Consider the following 17,574-nt stretch of genomic DNA (forward strand, 5'->3'; position numbering starts at 1 on the left):
TTTGCGCGGGACCGGCGTTAACCGCCGATCAGGTCTTTCGCCATCATCATATGCACGCCCTTTTCGCGGTTCACCGTCTGGGTGATGCGCAGATCACCGGCCAGCGAGCAGAGCACATAGGCGTCTTCACGGCTGATCCCCGCGCGCTCAGACACCAATGCGATCATGTCCCGCAAGGCCATCTCAGCGCAGCGGTCAAGGTCGGGGGCCATGCCCATGGTTATAACGTGGGTCGGCGTCTCGGCCTGCGGATAGCTGAGTGTGCGGTCCTTCAATACGGTCAGACGAAAGCGCCCCTGTAGCGCCGTTTCAATCGCCGTGACACAGACTTCGCCATCGCCCTGCGAGCCATGCCCATCCCCGCAGGAAAACAGCGCCCCTTCGTTGAAGATGGGTAGGTAAAGCGTGCTGCCCGCCACCAGTTCCTTGTTATCCAGGTTGCCCCCGTGTTTGCGCGGCTCAATGGTGGCGATCCGACCCCATTCGGGCGGCGGTGCCACGGCCATCACGCCAAAGAACGGAGCCAAGGGCAGTTCCAGCCCCCAAGGCAGCCGGGCGATGCCCCGCTCCGCGTCCAGCGGGATGTTGCTGTGATAGGTCTCGGTGAAATCCTGCGGCAGCGTGCCTGCCAAAGGCCGGATGAAGTTATACCCCCAGTCCTGCCGCAGCGCGACATCGAGGATATCGACCTTCAGCACATCCCCGGGCATCGCGCCTTCGACGGCCACCGGGCCCGTCAGGATATGGCCCGGCATCGGCGGCGGGCCTGCCTTGTGGATGTCGTAGAGTTCGGGCGGAACGTGAAAGCCCTCGGGCGGCAGGCAGTTCGGCGCGCCAGAGACGGTGTTGATAATCACCTCGTCGCCGCTTTGGATGGTCAGCGCGGGCGGGCGGCTGGCCTCGAAATAGCCCCAGTGGCAGGTTTCGGGCGATGACTGCAGTGTGGCGGTCATGACTGCACCCCCCGGTTGGCCAAGATGCCTTCGATCAGCTCTTGCACCCGCAGCGCTTCCTCTGGTGTGGCCAGTCGGCTCGGGCCGCCGTCCATCAGAAGCGCCAAGTCGTCAAGCTGCGCTTTGAGGCTGGTGGCCCGGGTGTCGGTGGGGCTGCTGTTGGTCGGCGCAAATGCCTCTCCGGTCGACAGGGTGTCGATGGCAAACTCCGAGATGCGCCGGCTGGCCTTCGCGCCTTTCACCGTTACCTCCTGCCGGTCTGGCTGCGCGCCGCCAACAGAGCCGAGGATCGAAACCGGCAAGCCCTCTGCATTGACCAGCCGCGCCGCCACATGGGTCTCGCAGAGCTTGTCGTCAGGGTATTCCGCATGGGCCCATTGCAGGGTCAACGGCCCCAATACCCGCTCGCTCAGGAAGAGGAAATGCGAGATCACCTCGCGGGTCATTCCCCCCTCAGCGGCAAAGCGCAGCCAATCCGCATCCACCTGCCATGCGCGGGGCCAGGCCGGATAGGTCACGATGATGTCGATACCACAGAGATCCCCTAGCGCACCCTCTTTGATCGACCGCGTCAGATCGGTCAGCGCCGCCCCTGCTGCTTGGGTGAAATTCACCGCCGCCGGGACGCCTGCAGCCTGCAACTCGGCCACCAACGCACGACTTTCCGCGATGTCCACGCCAAGCGGTTTTTCGAGGAAGATCGCCTTGCCCGCTGCCGCGGCCTCAAGCGCATAGGCTTTGCGCGGCACCGGGGGGCAGGCGAGGTAGACCAGATCGACATCGGCCATCGCCTCGGACGCCGTGGCAGACACTGTCGCACTCGGCGCGACCTCTTGCGCGGCGGCGCAGGCCGCGGGGTCGGGATCCCACATGGTGGTGACCGTGAAGTCGGGGTGCAGCACTATGTTCTCGGCCATGCGCCGCCCCATGATCCCCAATCCGATTACCGCAGTCCTAATCGTCATCTCTGTCTCCCTCGATATGCAGCGCGATAAGACGCTGCAATCAGGGGAACTTCAACTGCTTGCGGGGCGATAGCCTCAGCCGAGGTCGGCGCGGACCAGTGGTTTGATCACGCGGGCCAGCTCTTCGGGGGCGGATTGGCTTTCGAACACGTCCGCGATGGTGAAGACGCAGGTGAACGACCCCTCGAAACACAGCACCCCGTTCTGCCGCGCCTTCATGCCGAAGGTTATGGATTTGTTGCCGAGCCGCGTCGGATAGGTTTCGCACATCAGCTTGTGCCGTGGCGTGACCGGGCTGCGGAAATCCATCGAAAGGTTCACGAAAGGCGTGCCGATATTACGGTCGATCTGAAGCTGAAACCAGCCATCGCCGTCAAAATGCGCCTCCCACCACGCGTTGATCGCATCCAACGCGAAATAGGGCAGCCGCGCCGTATAGGCGATCTGCGCCGGGTCACAATCACCCCAAGTGACGTTGATCTCGTGAACGAAGTTTTCCGTGGTCATAAGGTTGCTTTCAACTGCTCAAGCCCGCAGGGGCGTTGCGCCAGTTCTACCCCTTCCAGCCCTGCGTGCAACCCACGGGCTTCCTGCGATGAAGCAACGCCCATGCGGCCGCAAAATGCTGAATTCATTTTGTAAACAAGGGGGAGGATGGTGGCGTTACCTGGATTTGAACCAGGGACCTAACGATTATGAGTCGTTCGCTCTAACCAACTGAGCTATAACGCCGTGGCGCGTCGGATAAGGCAGCTTCGCATTGGGGTCAAGGGCGAAAACTGGATCATTCCGTTTTTGCCCAAGAAAAGTGCCGCCCCGTCTTAATGCGCCGGAGCCGACACCACGTCGAGCAGAGTGCGTCCGCCGTCAATAGTCATGATCTCGCCGGTCATAAAACCTGAGCTCTCCGCCGCAAGGAACTGCACCGCTTCGCAAAGCTCATTCGGGCCTGCGATCCGGCCAAGCGGCGTATGGGCGCGGATGTTATCGCGCCAGTCACGGTTTTCCGCGACAGCCGCGCGCAGAGAGGCGCTCATTACCGATCCAAAAGAGATCGCGTTCACGCGTATCCGATGCGGAGCCAAAACCAGCGCAAGTGAACGGGTCATCTGCTGCACCGCTGCCGAAGCGATGGAATAGCCCATCATATCCGGCTGGTGCTGCCGCGCAGCGATGGAGCTGAGATTGATAATGGACCCCACCTGTCCCTCGGTCTGACCTTCGGCCTGTTTCATCATGCGCCGCGCCACCTGTTGCGACAATTGCAGCGCCGTCATCAGGTTTTGCTGCAGCAGCGTTTCCACCGAACTGTCATCGATATCCAGCGGGTCAGTGGGCATCACCTGCCGCGAGGCATTCACAAGGATATCCACTTCATCAAAGGCATCGATGGTGGCAGAGACGAGGTTGGCAATGGTCAAACGCTGACGCAGGTCACCGGCAAAGACCCGGATATTGCCCTCATCGGGGGTATCGCCCAACTCTTCCATGAGCTTTTTCTCATTCGAGTCGGCGCACATCACATTGGCGCCCCGGTCGGCCAGATGCCGGGCAATGGCAAGGCCGATGCCGTCTGCCGCGCCGGTGATGATGGCTGTTTTACCAGAGATCGAGAAAGACATCGGGATACCCCCCTAAAGGCTTAGCGGCGGCGGGTCAGCGGGCGCGTGGCATGGAACAGTTTGAACCGCGCATCGCCCCCCAGTTCCGCCACCTGCGCAAAGCGTTTTTTCAGTTCCGCCTCATAGGGCAGATGCCGGTTTGCAACCATCCATAGGTCGCCCTGCACCGATAGCATCCTTGCGGCGGCAGCGACGAATGCTTGCCCGATCTGCGGCTCTGCCGCGCGGCCTGTGTGGAACGGCGGGTTCATCACCACGCTATCCATCCGGTGTGGCGGTTCCCAATGGGTCGCGTCCTCCCAGTGAAAAACTGCCCGGCTGTCAGTCACGTTGTGGCGCGCGCATTCCAGCGCTAGATGCCCGGCCTCGACCAAATGCACGGTCTTCACCTTGGGCCGCGTCAGGATATGCGCCGAGAGGAAGCCCCAGCCCGCACCCAAATCGGCCACCTCGGCCCCAAGGTTGTCAGGAAGCACATCGACCAGCAGCGCCGAGGCCAGATCAACCCCATCCGCCGAGAAAACCCCCGGCGCGGTCCAAAAACCGCCTTCGGTCTGAGCTGGACCCGCTTCCCAATCGGTAAAGAAATCGCTTGAGCCTGCGTCGATCCAGTAAAGCTTTCCATGCGCCTTCGAGATCGGACCTTGCACTGTCACACGCGCGCGCATTTCGCGCAGGATCGAATCTGCGCCATCGGTCTTTTGCCCATCGACCACCACCGGCCCATCGCTCACCGCGCAGGCTTGGGCGATTAGCGCACGCGCTTCGTGTTTGGCACGTGGCAGGCAGACGATGGCGGCGGCATAGCGCCCCTCGACCGAATGCGCAGCGTCATAGCCGCGTGCGGTCCATGCATCATATGCCGGTTTGAAATCGTGAATGATCTTGCAACGGTCCACTGGCAAATCGGCCAAGTCAGCGTCAACAGAGGGCTGAAATACAGCGATTTCGCCTGTTTCGGGCAGGTCCAGCCCACCGCCGTTCAGGGCCAGTTCCAGTCGCGGATCAATCACGTGTTATTCTTCTTTTTCCATAGTACATTGTAGGGGATGTTGATGACGCCGGGCGAAATCCATCACCTGCGCGACCTTGGTCTCGGCGATCTCGTGGCTAAAGACACCGACCACGGCCAGCCCTTTCTTATGCACGGTCAGCATGATCTCAAACGCCTGCGCGTGGTTCAGGCCAAAGAACCGCTCAAGCACCAGAACGACGAACTCCATCGGGGTGAAATCATCATTCAGCAACATCACTTTATAAAGCGGCGGGCGTTTGGTCTTGGGCCGCGTCTTGGTCAACAACTCGGTGTCGTCACCGTCCTTTGGGCCGTCCGCCATCATCAACCGGCCCGGCGCGGGCCGGTCTGCTATCAGGGTCATCCAATCTGCTTTCACGTCGTCACGGTGCATTGCTGCTCCTGCGGCTGGGGGTAGAGCTTGTTCGTCGTGCAGCCGTCTATATAACCCCTGAACCAATTTAGGAAAGAGGCAGCACATATGGGCGGGGCACTCACCACCATCGGTTTCGATGCGGATGACACATTGTGGCATAATAAGCGCTACTTTGCACTCTCCCATGACCGTTTTGCAGCCCTTTTGGCAGAACATAGTGAACGCGACCATCTGATGACCCGCCTTCTTGAGGCCGAACGGCGCAACCTGCCGCACTACGGTTACGGGATCAAAGGCTTCACCCTATCGATGATCGAGACCGCGATCGAGGTGACAGAGGGCAAGGTGCCCGCCGAAGTGATTAACGATTTGCTTGCCGCCGGGCGCGAGATGCTGGCCCATCCGATCGAACTGCTGCCTCACGTGGAAGAGGTGCTGCAAAGTCTTCAAGGCCGATACCGGCTGATCGTGGTGACCAAAGGCGATCTACTAGACCAAGAACGCAAGCTTGCGCAATCCGGTCTGCGGGACCTGTTCGACGCGGTCGAAATCGTCTCCTACAAAACCGAAGCCGCATATCGCCGCATTTTTAAGCACCATGGCGAAGGCGCCGCGCAGGGGCTGATGGTCGGCAACTCACTGGCTTCTGACGTGCGTCCAATGCTCGATGCGGGCGGCTGGGGTGTCTATGTGCCACATGATCTGACATGGGCGATGGAACATGCCGAACCGCCAACCAATTCCCCGCGTTTTGCCGAAATTGAAGATTTATCGGGCCTTTCGGAGACATTGGATCGGATCAGATCGGGGTGATTCATTAGGGCGTAAAAGGGCGATTCTAGGTCACCGTGATCGCCGCCAACTTGCCGCCCAAATTGAGCCTTATTCTCGCCTTAATGCCGCTTATAGTGGGTGATCGTGCACCAGCCTCTACATATTGGAGGGGAGATCCGCCCTTTTTCCGCCTGTCCTATAGATTCGACGGCTTCCGCGAAGCGCCGTCCTGTGCTAACTTTAAACCAATTAATAAATGGTCAGTCGAAAATCGACGGCTTGAGGCAGTAAAAGGCAGGCAAAAATGAAGGCTCGGCGCATTCAGCCGGCCCGTTACGGGCTATTTCTATTCGCAGCAATCTGGGTTCTGGTGATTTTACCGCTCAGCGCGATCGCCGCCCCCTACGCCGCTTATGTCATTGATGCCCGCACCGGCAAAGAAATCCACGCAGAGAACGCCGACACCCGGTTGCACCCTGCCTCCCTGACCAAAATGATGACCCTCTACATCGCTTTTCAGGCGGTAGAGCGGGGGGAACTTTCCCTCGACACCCAAGTCACGATTTCTCAAAATGCCGCCTCGGAGCCGCCCAGTAAACTGGGCATGCGTCCCGGCCAAAAGATCGCCCTACGCTACCTAATTCGCGCCGCCGCCGTAAAATCTGCCAACGATGCTGCCACCGCAATTGGCGAGGCCATCGAAGGCTCTGAGGCTGCTTTTGCCCGCCGCATGAACCGCACCGCCAAACAGCTTGGCATGACACGGACTACATTCAAAAACATGCACGGGCTGACAGAAAACGGCCACCTCTCCACCGCGCGTGACATGACGGCCATGGGCCGTCATTTGCTTTATGATTACCCGCAGTACTACAACCTGTTCTCGCGCATCACTGCCGATGCAGGTGTGCGCAAGGTTTCCCACACCAACCGCCGGTTTCTGGGGTCTTACAAAGGGGCCGACGGGATCAAAACAGGCTATACCCGTGCGGCGGGCTTCAATCTGACCGCCTCGGCTGAGCGAGGCAATGAACGGATCATCGTCACCGTTTTCGGCGGCAAATCCACCGCATCGCGAAACGCCAAAGTGGCCGAACTGATGGACCTCGGCTTCCGCCGAGCGCCATCTTCCGCGCCCCTCAGTAAGCCAGTGCCGCCCGTTTACGCTGATGTCGAAGATGCGCCAGCCGCCCCCGGTGCCGCAGGCAAGACGATCCGCCTTGTGGGGGCAGTTACAGCCTCCAAGCGCCCGCAGCTTCGCCCCCACAGTGAGGTGGTCGTCGTGGCGACCGCAACCGCGCCTGAGGCAACGAGCGTGGTTTCCAACAGCGATATCACCGCAGCTTTACGTGAAGCCGTGCAAACTGCGCCCGCCGCACCAGCTGCCACACCGGAAAGTAAAGACGCCGAAGTCGTCATCGCGTCAGCCCAAGCCTCAGCCCGGCCCGAGCCGCGCCCAAAGGATGTAACGTTGGCCGTCCAGCAAGCGGTTGAGCAGGAAATCGTGACTCGTGTCTCTACCTCCGGCGGCCGCCATTGGGGAGTGAACGTTGGCCGTTTCCCCAGCCGCTATGCTGCTGAAAAGGTGCTGCTAAAGACCGCGCTGGCCGAGATGTCGACGCTCGATGGCACTCTGCGTAAAGTGGTACAGCGCCCGCAGGGTTTCGATGCCAACTTCCTCGGCATGTCCCGCGAAAGCGCCGATCTGGCCTGCCGCCGTCTCGCTGCCCGTAATGTCAGTTGCTTCATGATCGGGCCAAGCTAAGACTGAAGTCCCCCTCCCCCGCTCAGTTTCGCCTGCACGCTAAACTCATGGCCCCAAGCAGTCTTCATCTTTTCAAAAATACCCGCGGGGGAATCGCGCCCTCGGCGCGATGGGGGCAGAGCCCCCCTGCTACCTCCGCTCAGTCAACGACGCCTGCTTATCCGGCCGCCTGCAACAACGCCCGCGTGTACTCGGTTTGGGGGTTGTCATAAAGCGCATCAACGTCGCCATACTCGACCACATCACCGCGCTTCATCACCATCACCTTATGCGACATGGCGCGCACGACCTTCAGGTCGTGGCTGATGAATAAATAGGCCAGCCCGTATTTCACCTGCAGACGCCGCAACAAATCAACGATCTGCACCTGTACCGTCATGTCCAACGCAGAGGTCGGCTCATCGAGCACCAAAAGCTTGGGTCGCAAAACCATGGCGCGGGCAATGGCGATACGCTGGCGCTGCCCACCTGAAAATTCATGCGGGTAGCGGTCCATCGTCAAGGGGTCGAGACCAACCTCCAGCATAACTTCCGCCACCACCTCCCGGCGGTCGCGGCCCTTATCCACTTTATGAATCGCCAGCCCTTCCGAGATGATCTGAAAACAGGTCATACGCGGGCTGAGCGAGCCAAAGGGATCTTGGAACACGATCTGCATGTCAGCACGTAGCTTCCGCAGTTGCCGGGTGGACCATTTACGCACATCCTCGCCGCGAAAGGTCACCTCCCCTTCCGAACCGATGAGCCGCATGATCGCCAGCGCCAGCGTGGTCTTTCCAGACCCGCTTTCGCCGACGATGCCCAGCGTCTCGCCCGCGCGAACTGAAAAGCTGGTGTCATTGACGGCCTGTACATGCCCCACGGTGCGGCGCAGCAGCCCCTTCTGGATCGGAAACCAGACCTTGAGATTGTCGGTGCGCAGCACCTCGGGCGCATCCTCAGCTACAGGCTCAGGAGAGCCCGTCGGCTCGGCACTCAGCAGTTTGCGAGTGTAAGGGTGCTGCGGGTTATCAAAAATCTCAGCCGTGGGGCCTTCCTCGACCACCACGCCCTTTTGCATCACAAACACGCGGTCGGCGATGCGTCGCACGATGCCAAGGTCATGGGTGATGAACAAAAGCCCCATACCCATCTGATCCTTAAGGTCTTTCAAAAGATCAAGGATCTGCGCCTGAATGGTCACATCCAGCGCCGTTGTTGGCTCATCTGCGATCAGGATGTCAGGCTTGTTGGCCAGCGCCATGGCGATCATCACGCGCTGCCGTTGCCCCCCTGAGAGTTGGTGAGGATAGGCCCCCATGCGGCTTTCCGCGTCGTTGATCCCGACCTGTTCTAGCAAGCTTAGCACCCGCGCACGGGCTTCTGCGCCTTGCAGCCCTTGGTGTAGCGCCAGTGATTCCGCCAACTGCTTTTCGATTGTGTGCAGCGGATTGAGCGAGGTCATCGGTTCTTGGAAGATAAAGGAGATGTCGTTGCCGCGCACCTTGCGCAGCAGCGTATCATCCGCGCCGATCATCTGCTGCCCGTCATAGGTGACCGACCCACTGACCCGCGCGCTATCGCCCAAGAGCGACACGGTAGAGAGCGCCGAGACAGACTTGCCCGAACCGCTTTCACCCACCAGCGCCACAGTCTCACCGCGGTTCACGGCAAAGCTCACTCCGCGCACGGCGGGAATCAGTTGACCGTCCTGCCGGAAGGAGACTTGCAGGTCTTTGACGTCCAATAGCGCGGTCACGAAAAGGTCTTTCTGGGGTCGAATGCGTCGCGGATACCTTCAAAGATGAAGACCAGCAGCGACAGCATGATGGCAAAGGTAAAGAAGGCCGAAAAGGCCAACCAAGGCGCTTGCAGGTTCTGCTTGGCCTGTAGCGTCAACTCCCCCAGCGACGGGGCCGAGGACGGCAGGCCGAAGCCAAGGAAATCGAGCGTCGCCAGCGTGGAGATCGTGCCGGTGATGATGAACGGCAGCATCGTGAGCGTCGCCACCATCGCGTTCGGCAGCATGTGGCGCAGCATGATCGTGCCGTTTCTCACACCAAGCGCGCGAGCGGCGCGGACGTATTCAAGGTTACGCGCCCGCAGGAACTCGGCCCGCACCACGCCCACCAGCGCAGTCCATGAGAAGAGCACCAGCAGGATCACCAAAAGCCAGAAACTTCGGCCCAGTATCGCGAACATGATGATGATGACGTAGAGCGACGGGGTCGAGGACCAGATTTCAATGATGCGCTGGAAGATCAGATCGAGCCAGCCGCCGAAGAAACCCTGCACCGCGCCCGCGAGGATGCCGATGATTGAAGCCGCCCCCGTGACGATCAGCGTGAACACCACCGACAGTCGGAAACCGTGAATGACCCGCGCCATGACATCGCGTTTGGTGCCATCGGTGCCGAGCCAATTCTGCCCATTGGGCGGCAGCGGGGCAGCACCAGGGCGGTCGACGGCGGTGTTGAAGGAATAGGGAATGACCGGCCAGAGTGCCCAGCCCTTGTCGATCGCTTCGCCCTCAATTTCGCCATCTTCCGCATCGAGGATATAGCCCTCGGGATCGTCGAAACAGGCATCCAATCCGCCAGTGGCAATGAGGCATTGCACCTCCGGATCGCGATAGGCAGCCTCGGTCTGGAAGTCGCCGCCAAAGGCGGTCTCTGGGTAGAAGTTAAAGATCGGCGTGTAATACTCGCCGCGATAGCTCACCAAGATCGGCTTGTCGTTGGCCACAAATTCAGCAAAGAGCGAAATGCCGAAAAGGATCGCGAAAATCCACAGCGACCAATAGGCTCGCCGGTTCGCAGTGAAATTGCGCCAGCGGCGCTGGTTCAGGGGGGACAGCGCCATCAGCCTTCCCTCTTCTCAAAGTCGATGCGCGGATCGACGAGCACATACATCATGTCCGACAGGATGCCGACGACGAGGCCGATGAGACCAAAGATAAACAGCGTGCCAAAGACGATTGGATAATCGCGGGCTACCGCTGCCTCAAAACCCAAGCGGCCCAGACCGTCGAGACTAAAGATCGTCTCGATGATGATCGAGCCGCCGAAGAAGACCGAGATGAAGACCGCCGGGAAACTGGCGATCACGATCAGCATCGCGTTACGGAAGACGTGCCCGTAAAGCACCTTGCGCTCTGACAGGCCCTTGGCGCGGGCGGTAATGACATATTGCTTTTTGATCTCATCCAGAAAGCTGTTCTTGGTCAGCAGCGTCAGCGTCGCAAAGGCCGAAATCGTCGAAGCCAGCACCGGCAGGGTGATGTGCCAGAAATAATCGGCCACCTTGCCCAAGGGGCTCAGGCTATCGAAATTGTCCGAGGTCAGGCCGCGTAGGGGGAAGACCTGCCAATAAGACCCGCCAGCAAAAAGCACCAAGAGCAGGATCGCGAACAGAAACCCGGGGATCGCATAGGCGGCGATGATCGCGCCCGAAGTCCATGTGTCAAAGCGGCTGCCGTCGCGCACGGCTTTGCGGATGCCGAGCGGGATTGAGATCAAGTGTGCAATGAGCGTCGACCACAGCCCCAGCGTGATCGACACGGGCAGCTTTTCCTTGATCAGATCAATCACCCCAATGGAGCGGAAATAACTCTCGCCAAAATCCAGCCGCACGTAGTTCCACAGCATGTGCAAGAACCGCTCGACGGGCGGTTTGTCGAAGCCGAATTCCTTCTCCAATTCCTCGATCAACTCAGGCGGTAGCCCGCGGGCGCCGACATAGGTGCTGTCAGACCCGCGCGCCATAGTATCAACCCCAGCGTCATTGTTGCCCCCGGCAAAACCGCCAAAGACATCGCCGCCGCCCTGAATACGGGCGATGGCCTGCTCTACCGGGCCACCGGGGACGAATTGCACCAAGGCAAAGTTAACCAACATGATCCCAAGCAACGTCGGAATCACCAGCAACAGCCGTCTGAGAATATATGCACCCATTAGGTCGCTTTACCGCAAGGCGCCCGAGGCGCGCAATTGTTCTGCGCCCTCTTTATCGTACCACCAGAAATCAAGGTAACCCAAGGCATAGGCCGGAATCTCTTCGGGGTGGTCGTATTGATCGTAGTAGGCGACCCAATAGCTGTCGTTGTACCACGTCGGGATCATGAAAAATTCATGCCGCAGCGCCCGGTCAAGCGCCATAAGGGCGGCGTCTTCTTCCTCGGCTGTTTCAGCGTCTAGTGAGGCTTCGATAATCGCGTCCACCATCGGGCTGGCCAGACCAGAAGGGTTAAAGAGCGAGAATTCAGCCGCCTCAGACCCGTAGCGTTGCGACAACCCCGTACCGGTGCCAAGGAAGGCCGCGTAGGCATCGTAGATCATGTCGTAGTCGCGATCACGCTCGCGGGCAGTGTATTGCGAACTGTCCACCTTCTCGAGCCGGGCGTCGATGCCGATAGATGTCAGATTGCCCACGAAATTCTCAATCACGGCAGAAATCGTTGGAGAGCCGGAGGAGTTCATTAGGAAGTTCAGTCGCAGCGGCTCACCCGCCTCGTTGACGCGCATGCCGTTCTGCACGGTCCAGCCCGCCTCTTCCAAGAGCTTGGAGGCTTGCCGCGCGTTGCGACGGTCCAGCAGGCGACTGGAATCGGAGGTATGCGGCACCACGGCAGGCTCGCTCAGCATCTCAGCAGGCACCAGATCACCCAGGCTTTCCAGCAGCGCCAGTTCCGCCCCTTCGGGTGCGCCTTGCGCCATCAGCGGTGTGTCTTGGGTAAAGGAGGCGCGGTGGTTGAACAGCCCGTATTGCAGCGACTCGTTCGTCCACTCAAAGTTAAACATCAGCGCCACGGCTTCGCGCACGGCACGGTCCTGCAGCGCCTCACGTCCAAGATTGAAGATGATACCCGAGGGCGTAGGGGGCGAGCCGTCGGGCAGTTCCGCTTTCACGATATCGCCGTCGGTTACCTTGGAAAAGTCATATCCCGTCGCCCATTTCTTGGAATCGCCCTCAGCCCGGAAGGTGTATTCGCCTGCCTTAAACGCCTCAAACGCCGAGGTGTCGTCGCTGATGATCTCAAGTCGGATACGATCAAAATTCATGCGCCCGCGGTTAATCGGCAGGTCTTTCCCCCAATAGTCGGGATTGCGTTTCAGGACGATCCGTTTGGTCAGATCGACGCTATCTACCATATAAGCACCCGATCCGGGGGGCGGGTCCATCCAGCTGTCTTTCAGGCCATTGCCGGTCTCTTCAAACCACGCTTTCGGCCATGCAGGCACGCCGCCTACCGTCTCAATCAAGCTGCGGCGCGAGATGCCGTCAGCAAAGGTAAATTTGACAGTGTGGTCGTCCAGCGCCTCGACCTTGGGGATGCGCTTGCGCACTGCGTCGGCATAGGATTTCAGCCCCTCGTCCAAGAGTAGGTTGTGCGAGAATACGATGTCATGTGCGGTGACCGGGGTGCCGTCCGAAAACTGCGCCTCGGGGCGCATGTTGAAGATCACCCATGATTTATCTTCAGGGTACTCAAGACTTTCGCACAGCAGACAATAGCTCTCGCCATAGACATCTGCGGGCAGTGGCTCTCCGCTTGGCGCTTCGCCCAAAAGGCTCTCAAAGCCAAAGATCGAAAACAAATGCGCACGGCCCTTGCCGGAATAGGGGTTCATAGAATCGAGCGTGCCGACGAAGGGCAGCGAAATTTCACCCCCTTTGGGGGCATCGGGGTTCACATAGTCGAAATGCTCAAAATTCTCCGGGTATGTCAGATCACCGTAAAAGGAATAACCGTGGCTTTTGATGACCTTCTGCTCCTGCGCCGTTGCTGAACCTGCCAACAAAACAAGCACCGATATCGTCATCGTCGTTAACCATAGTGGAAGGGGGGCAAGGGCCGATGGACGGGTCGCGGCGCGGGTCTGGGCACGGGGCATAGGGCACTCCTTGGCGTGGCATAGTCCGGATCGTAGCGTCATGTAGGCTAACGCTGTGACGCGCCAAGATACAAGTTGCGAATATGTAAGGTTTGGGTCCAGCGGCGGTGTGTCGCGGATGTCGCGATGCGCCCCCGGCGTTATTTACCGTCGATTGTGCGGATCAATGCGTTGATCTCATCCGCCAGCACCTCTGGGTGATCTTCGGGGGTGAAATGCTTACCCTCCGCGATCCGGCGCAGCGGCGCGCTCAAGTCTTTCGCCAAGCGCTCACCATATTCGATCTTTTGGAAATCATCCGCCGCCCCCCAGACGATCCGCGCCGGGATATTGAGTGTAGGAAGCTTGTCTGCGATGGCCTTTGTATCTTCCACATCCAATGACTGCGCCTGCCGCACAAATGCCTCTGCCTCTCCGTGACGTGCGTAGTGCGGGGCGTGCGCGTCAAAGGCGGCCTCTGCGGCAGCGTCAGTTACATGGCCTTTCGAGAACATCGTTTTTAGCAGTTTGTGGAATGAACCATCTGGCGCATGTTTCGTCACGCTGCCGGTTGTGGCCACCGCGCTGACCAAAGGTACGGGCCATGAATCATAGCTGATCGCATTGGTCAGCAGCAGCCCGCTTACCATTTCAGGGTGGCGCACCGCTGCGATCTGCGCAACGCCGCCGCCAAGGTCATGGGCGGCAAGCACCGCACGGTCAATGCCTTGGTCGCGCATCCATGCGACCAAGTAATCCGCCTGTGCTGAAACCGAAATATCGCGTCCTTCGCCCTGCGGGATTGACTCGCCATAGCCCGGCATTTCCCAAGCAAGAACACGTCGGCCCTGAATTTTCGGCGCAACATCACGCCAAAGCGCGGGACATGTAGGAATACCGTGGAGCAGGATGACAGGATCCCCCGCCCCCGTCTCTTCCCAACGCATTTCGATTCCATCGACCGTAGATGTGTGACTTTGCATGGCGCGTCTCCTTTCGGTGTGGACGTTTCATTGCCCAACACCTGCCACAAGAAGTCGTTCCACCCGCCAAAAACGCAAAAGCCGCCCCTTAGGGCGGCTTTTACTCACGCATTGCAGCGTAGACCTAGTTGGAAACGCTTTGCAGGTAGGCGATCACGTCAGCGCGGTCTTCGACTTTACGCAGACCGGCGAAACCCATGGTGGTGCCCGGAGCATAGCCTTTGGGGCTCGTAAGGAAGGCGCTCAGCTCTTCCGGGGTCCAGCTTCCGTCGAGCGAGGTCAACGCACCGGAGTAGCCGAAATCACCAACGGCGGCGATGTCACGGCCAACCACACCGTCAAGGTGCGGACCAACTGCGTTGGACCCGTCAACCTTGTGGCAGGCGGCGCATTTGCGGAACACTTTGGAGCCGCTGTCGGCATCGGCTTCGGCCATCACAGCAGCAAAATCGATCTCTTCGCCGCCTTCGTCACCGCCGGCGTCCGCCACTTCGATCACATAGGACGCTTCCCCATGAGCATCGGCATGGTAAATCTCTTCACCCGCCCATTTGCCCAGCAGAAGCACCAACCAGGCGCCGAATACGCCGGCTGCGATTTTTGTCAGGGTCATTGTATCGAACATGCGTCAGGGTCCATCACTTGGTATTGGTACCATGGGCGGGCCATGGTTCTTGGCATCGTTGCCCGCGTATCTATTGCTTTCCCTTGGCGCAGGCAAGGTGTAGTTACCGCGACCAATTGCCCTTCCCCGCGCCTTTTGCAGCAGGATACGATCCATGACCCCCCAGACCACGCCCCGCATCGCCTTTCAGGGGGCCCTTGGCTCCTATAGTCATGAGGCTTGCATTCGCGCTTGCCCCGACATGGAACCGGTGCCGTGCCAATCGTTCGAAGGGGTTTTTCGCGCGGTCAGCGAGGGTCGTGCGGATCTGGCGATGTTGCCCGTGGAAAACACCACATACGGGCGCGTCGCAGATATTCACCGGCTGCTGCCCGAAAGCGGGCTGCATATCATCGGCGAGGCCTTTGTGCGGGTGCGCATCGCCTTGATGGCCCGCCCCGGTGTGGCACTGGAAGACATCAAACATGTTCGCGCGCATCTGGTGTTGCTGCCGCAGGCCCGCAGCTTCTTGCAAGAACACGGCATCACGTCCGAGCCAGCCGCTGATTCCGCCGGGGCCGCTACCGAATTGGCCGCCACCGAAGGCAGCACCGATGGGGTGCTGGCCGGTGAGGTCGCGGCAGAGATCAACGGCCTTAACGTGCTGGCCCGTGACATTGAGGATATGGACCACAACACCACCCGCTTTTTGCTGATGGCGCCCGAGATTGATCTCAGCCGCAGGGCCGAGCGGATGCTGACCACCTTTGTCTTTGAGGTGCGCAACATCCCCGCCGCCCTATACAAAGCGATGGGCGGTTTCGCGACCAACGGTGTAAACATGACCAAGCTGGAAAGCTATATGGTCGGCGGTTCCTTCACCGCGACACAGTTCTACGCCGACATTGAAGGCCACCCCGAAGACCCGGCGGTGAAACGCGCGCTGGATGAACTGGGCTACTTCACCAATATGCTGAACATTCTAGGCGTCTATCCCGCCCATCCCGACCGGGGTGCACCGACCGGGATGTGACACGCGCGGATTTAGGCCTGAATGCCGCGGGCGTGGCGTTCTTCCATGCCCCGTGCATAATCAGCCACGCGTTCTTTGTATTTCTTGTTCAAGGTCGTCTTGGCCAACTTTAGCGATTGCACCCATAGCCGCGACGAGAGGTTCAAAGGTTTGATTTCTAGCGCCACCAGCACCCGCGTGCTGTTGCGCGACAGGGACATCAGTTCAAACGACATCTGCCCGGCCAGACCCTGCGACATGCTGTCGATCACCATCTCGTTGGGCCGGTCAAAACTGACCATCTCAAGCGTTAACTCCCGGCGCTTGCCGCGCAGGGGGAAAACCGCATTCCATGTCATGCCAACGCCGGGCTTGGGCATGGTATCAACGCGCTGCACCTCGGCCCCGCGCCGCATGGCGGACCGCTCAAAGCTCTCAAAATCGCACAGCATGTCAAATACCGCTTCAATCGGCGCTTCGACGTCTTCTTTGGTCGAGAATTTCATTACGTCCGTTCCAATTCTTCTGCTCGTATTGTTCGTCAAAACCGTGGTGACGGCGGGGCCTGTTAACGCAGTGTATCCGCAAGCCAGTTTTCCAGCAAGAAATGCGCGATGGCCCCGCGCCGGGCGGGCATCAGGCGCGGATGGCTTCCGGCAAAAACGTCCATCATTTCTTCTCGGGTAACCCAAAGCGCGTCTTCGATCTCAACCGGGTCGATGATCAACTCACGGCTGAGAGCTTCGCCAGCGCAGCCCAGCATCAACGACGCCGGGAAAGGCCACGGCTGACTAGATAGGTAATCCACCGCGCCGACCTGTACGCCCGCTTCTTCAAAAACCTCACGACGTACGGCAGCCTCGACCGTCTCGCCCGGTTCAACAAAGCCCGCAAGCAGCGAATACATCCCTTCGGGCCAGCCCGGGGAACGGCCCATGAGAACGGAATTTCCGTGCGTGATTAGCATGATAACCACCGGGTCAGTGCGCGGGAAATGCGCGGCACCGCAACTTGGGCAGACCCGCTGCCACCCCCCCTGCGCCAGATCGGTCGCGCAGCCGCAGCGGGCACAATGGCGGTGAGTTTCATGCCAGCCAAGGATCGCTTTACCGCTGGCTGCCAATTCCGCGTCGCGCGGATCAAGCCACGTCATCACCCGCCGCAATTCGGCAAAGGCCATGTCTTCGCCCAACAGCGGGTGACGCTGCTCGCTAGGGTCGAGGAAGGCACCCAATTGCGATTGATCCAGATCGGCAGGCTGCCAGTTGGAGAGATCGACCGCAAACCGCGCCGCTCCGTCCTCGCGGCCCAGCAAGATCGCTGAGCCATCGGCCTCCTTCAACGCCGGGTGATCCAGAGGCAGCCGCACCAAGGCGGCAGGACGTTCGGGGGTTATCAAAGGCTTGCCGCGCCAAAAAACGATGGCCCGCGCCGCAGGGTCGGCCCGGAGCTGTTCCAGCGCTTCGGCATTGCCGCGCAGCTCGCCCGCACGATCCAGCGCCGAGCCTCCAAAAGTTACCGTTTCCGCATGACGCATGGCGCTCTCCTGACGCGGGTTTTCCGCTTTGGGCCAAGCCATGCCACAGCGCGCGCAATATTGGCAATCCCATCCCCACTTGCCATAGAGGTTGCATTGTGCTCATATAAAAACAC

Annotated in this window: 17 protein-coding genes and 1 tRNA gene; 3 read left to right on the forward strand and 15 right to left on the reverse strand. The window is 59.8% G+C overall.

All coding sequences use genetic code 11. The features are described 5' to 3' along the window. Positions 1 to 17: 17 nt before the first annotated feature. From BM229_RS08910 to clpS, 7 genes are all read right to left on the reverse strand, one after another. The gene (locus BM229_RS08910) at positions 18 to 953 is read right to left on the reverse strand and encodes an acetamidase/formamidase family protein (protein WP_093927323.1); all 936 of its coding nucleotides are present in this window, start codon (positions 951 to 953) and stop codon (positions 18 to 20) included. Then, the gene (locus BM229_RS08915; RefSeq protein WP_093927324.1) at positions 950 to 1,918 is read right to left on the reverse strand and encodes a Gfo/Idh/MocA family protein; all 969 of its coding nucleotides are present in this window, start codon (positions 1,916 to 1,918) and stop codon (positions 950 to 952) included. Before BM229_RS08915 ends, BM229_RS08910 begins: the two co-directional genes overlap by 4 nt. 75 nt (positions 1,919 to 1,993) lie before the next feature. Then, positions 1,994 to 2,425, reverse strand: coding sequence for an acyl-CoA thioesterase (locus BM229_RS08920; protein ID WP_093927325.1), 432 nt, complete (start codon positions 2,423 to 2,425; stop codon positions 1,994 to 1,996). A gap of 148 nt (positions 2,426 to 2,573) precedes the next feature. Then, positions 2,574 to 2,650 (reverse strand) — tRNA-Met (locus BM229_RS08925). An 89-nt stretch (positions 2,651 to 2,739) separates the two neighbouring features. Next, a complete protein-coding gene (locus BM229_RS08930; RefSeq protein WP_093927326.1) occupies positions 2,740 to 3,540 on the reverse strand; it encodes an SDR family NAD(P)-dependent oxidoreductase in 801 nt (266 codons plus the stop codon). A 20-nt stretch (positions 3,541 to 3,560) separates the two neighbouring features. Beyond that, positions 3,561 to 4,553 carry a class I SAM-dependent methyltransferase gene (locus BM229_RS08935; protein WP_093927327.1) on the reverse strand — a complete coding sequence of 331 codons (993 nt, stop codon included), beginning with the start codon at positions 4,551 to 4,553 and terminating at the stop codon, positions 3,561 to 3,563. 3 nt (positions 4,554 to 4,556) lie between these two features. Beyond that, positions 4,557 to 4,880, reverse strand: a complete 324-nt coding sequence (gene clpS / locus BM229_RS08940) for an ATP-dependent Clp protease adapter ClpS (protein ID WP_093927934.1) — start codon at positions 4,878 to 4,880, stop codon at positions 4,557 to 4,559. 156 nt (positions 4,881 to 5,036) lie between these two features. On the opposite strand from clpS, the gene BM229_RS08945 reads away from it, so the two are divergent. Beyond that, positions 5,037 to 5,744 carry an HAD family hydrolase gene (locus BM229_RS08945; protein WP_093927328.1) on the forward strand — a complete coding sequence of 236 codons (708 nt, stop codon included), beginning with the start codon at positions 5,037 to 5,039 and terminating at the stop codon, positions 5,742 to 5,744. A 265-nt stretch (positions 5,745 to 6,009) separates the two neighbouring features. Continuing rightward, positions 6,010 to 7,470 (forward strand): D-alanyl-D-alanine carboxypeptidase family protein, encoded by a 1,461-nt coding sequence (locus BM229_RS08950; RefSeq protein ID WP_093927329.1) that lies wholly within the window; start codon positions 6,010 to 6,012, stop codon positions 7,468 to 7,470. Positions 7,471 to 7,627: 157 nt separating this feature from the next. On the opposite strand, the gene BM229_RS08955 is transcribed toward BM229_RS08950, so the two are convergent. From BM229_RS08955 to BM229_RS08980, 6 genes are all read right to left on the reverse strand, one after another. Continuing rightward, the gene (locus BM229_RS08955; RefSeq protein ID WP_093927330.1) at positions 7,628 to 9,208 is read right to left on the reverse strand and encodes an ABC transporter ATP-binding protein; all 1,581 of its coding nucleotides are present in this window, start codon (positions 9,206 to 9,208) and stop codon (positions 7,628 to 7,630) included. Then, entirely contained in the window at positions 9,205 to 10,311 is a 1,107-nt protein-coding gene (locus BM229_RS08960) for an ABC transporter permease (RefSeq protein WP_093927331.1), read from the reverse strand. The genes BM229_RS08955 and BM229_RS08960 overlap by 4 nt, the downstream gene beginning before the upstream one ends. Continuing rightward, the gene (locus BM229_RS08965; protein WP_093927332.1) at positions 10,311 to 11,402 is read right to left on the reverse strand and encodes a microcin C ABC transporter permease YejB; all 1,092 of its coding nucleotides are present in this window, start codon (positions 11,400 to 11,402) and stop codon (positions 10,311 to 10,313) included. The genes BM229_RS08960 and BM229_RS08965 overlap by 1 nt, the downstream gene beginning before the upstream one ends. Before the next feature lie 9 nt (positions 11,403 to 11,411). Further along, the gene (locus BM229_RS08970; RefSeq protein ID WP_093927333.1) at positions 11,412 to 13,343 is read right to left on the reverse strand and encodes an extracellular solute-binding protein; all 1,932 of its coding nucleotides are present in this window, start codon (positions 13,341 to 13,343) and stop codon (positions 11,412 to 11,414) included. A 140-nt stretch (positions 13,344 to 13,483) separates the two neighbouring features. After that, entirely contained in the window at positions 13,484 to 14,305 is an 822-nt protein-coding gene (locus BM229_RS08975) for an alpha/beta fold hydrolase (RefSeq protein WP_093927334.1), read from the reverse strand. A 124-nt stretch (positions 14,306 to 14,429) separates the two neighbouring features. Further along, a complete protein-coding gene (locus BM229_RS08980) occupies positions 14,430 to 14,930 on the reverse strand; it encodes a c-type cytochrome (RefSeq protein WP_093927335.1) in 501 nt (166 codons plus the stop codon). A gap of 154 nt (positions 14,931 to 15,084) precedes the next feature. On the opposite strand from BM229_RS08980, the gene BM229_RS08985 reads away from it, so the two are divergent. Further along, entirely contained in the window at positions 15,085 to 15,942 is an 858-nt protein-coding gene (locus tag BM229_RS08985; RefSeq protein ID WP_093927336.1) for a prephenate dehydratase, read from the forward strand. A gap of 11 nt (positions 15,943 to 15,953) precedes the next feature. Here the strand turns inward: BM229_RS08985 and BM229_RS08990 are convergent, their stop codons facing one another. Continuing rightward, on the reverse strand, positions 15,954 to 16,427 hold the full coding sequence (locus tag BM229_RS08990) for an SRPBCC family protein (protein WP_093927337.1): 474 nt from the start codon (positions 16,425 to 16,427) through the stop codon (positions 15,954 to 15,956). Between the two features lie 62 nt (positions 16,428 to 16,489). Next, a complete protein-coding gene (nudC, locus tag BM229_RS08995) occupies positions 16,490 to 17,458 on the reverse strand; it encodes an NAD(+) diphosphatase (protein ID WP_093927338.1) in 969 nt (322 codons plus the stop codon). Positions 17,459 to 17,574: the final 116 nt, after the last annotated feature.

The organism is Sulfitobacter dubius (assembly GCF_900113435.1).
Taxonomy (GTDB): Bacteria; Pseudomonadota; Alphaproteobacteria; order Rhodobacterales; family Rhodobacteraceae; genus Sulfitobacter; species Sulfitobacter dubius.

Excerpts from the sequence above, each read along its gene's own strand:
- BM229_RS08910 (WP_093927323.1), bottom strand. The coding sequence starts at position 953 with ATGACCGCCACACTGCAGTCATCGCCCGAAACCTGCCACTGGGGCTAT.
- BM229_RS08915 (WP_093927324.1), bottom strand. The coding sequence starts at position 1,918 with ATGACGATTAGGACTGCGGTAATCGGATTGGGGATCATGGGGCGGCGC.
- BM229_RS08920 (WP_093927325.1), bottom strand. The coding sequence starts at position 2,425 with ATGACCACGGAAAACTTCGTTCACGAGATCAACGTCACTTGGGGTGAT.
- BM229_RS08930 (WP_093927326.1), bottom strand. The coding sequence starts at position 3,540 with ATGTCTTTCTCGATCTCTGGTAAAACAGCCATCATCACCGGCGCGGCA.
- clpS (WP_093927934.1), bottom strand. The coding sequence starts at position 4,880 with ATGATGGCGGACGGCCCAAAGGACGGTGACGACACCGAGTTGTTGACC.
- BM229_RS08945 (WP_093927328.1), top strand. The coding sequence starts at position 5,037 with ATGGGCGGGGCACTCACCACCATCGGTTTCGATGCGGATGACACATTG.
- BM229_RS08950 (WP_093927329.1), top strand. The coding sequence starts at position 6,010 with ATGAAGGCTCGGCGCATTCAGCCGGCCCGTTACGGGCTATTTCTATTC.
- BM229_RS08960 (WP_093927331.1), bottom strand. The coding sequence starts at position 10,311 with ATGGCGCTGTCCCCCCTGAACCAGCGCCGCTGGCGCAATTTCACTGCG.
- BM229_RS08965 (WP_093927332.1), bottom strand. The coding sequence starts at position 11,402 with ATGGGTGCATATATTCTCAGACGGCTGTTGCTGGTGATTCCGACGTTG.
- BM229_RS08970 (WP_093927333.1), bottom strand. The coding sequence starts at position 13,343 with ATGCCCCGTGCCCAGACCCGCGCCGCGACCCGTCCATCGGCCCTTGCC.
- BM229_RS08975 (WP_093927334.1), bottom strand. The coding sequence starts at position 14,305 with ATGCAAAGTCACACATCTACGGTCGATGGAATCGAAATGCGTTGGGAA.
- BM229_RS08980 (WP_093927335.1), bottom strand. The coding sequence starts at position 14,930 with ATGTTCGATACAATGACCCTGACAAAAATCGCAGCCGGCGTATTCGGC.
- BM229_RS08985 (WP_093927336.1), top strand. The coding sequence starts at position 15,085 with ATGACCCCCCAGACCACGCCCCGCATCGCCTTTCAGGGGGCCCTTGGC.
- BM229_RS08990 (WP_093927337.1), bottom strand. The coding sequence starts at position 16,427 with ATGAAATTCTCGACCAAAGAAGACGTCGAAGCGCCGATTGAAGCGGTA.
- nudC (WP_093927338.1), bottom strand. The coding sequence starts at position 17,458 with ATGCGTCATGCGGAAACGGTAACTTTTGGAGGCTCGGCGCTGGATCGT.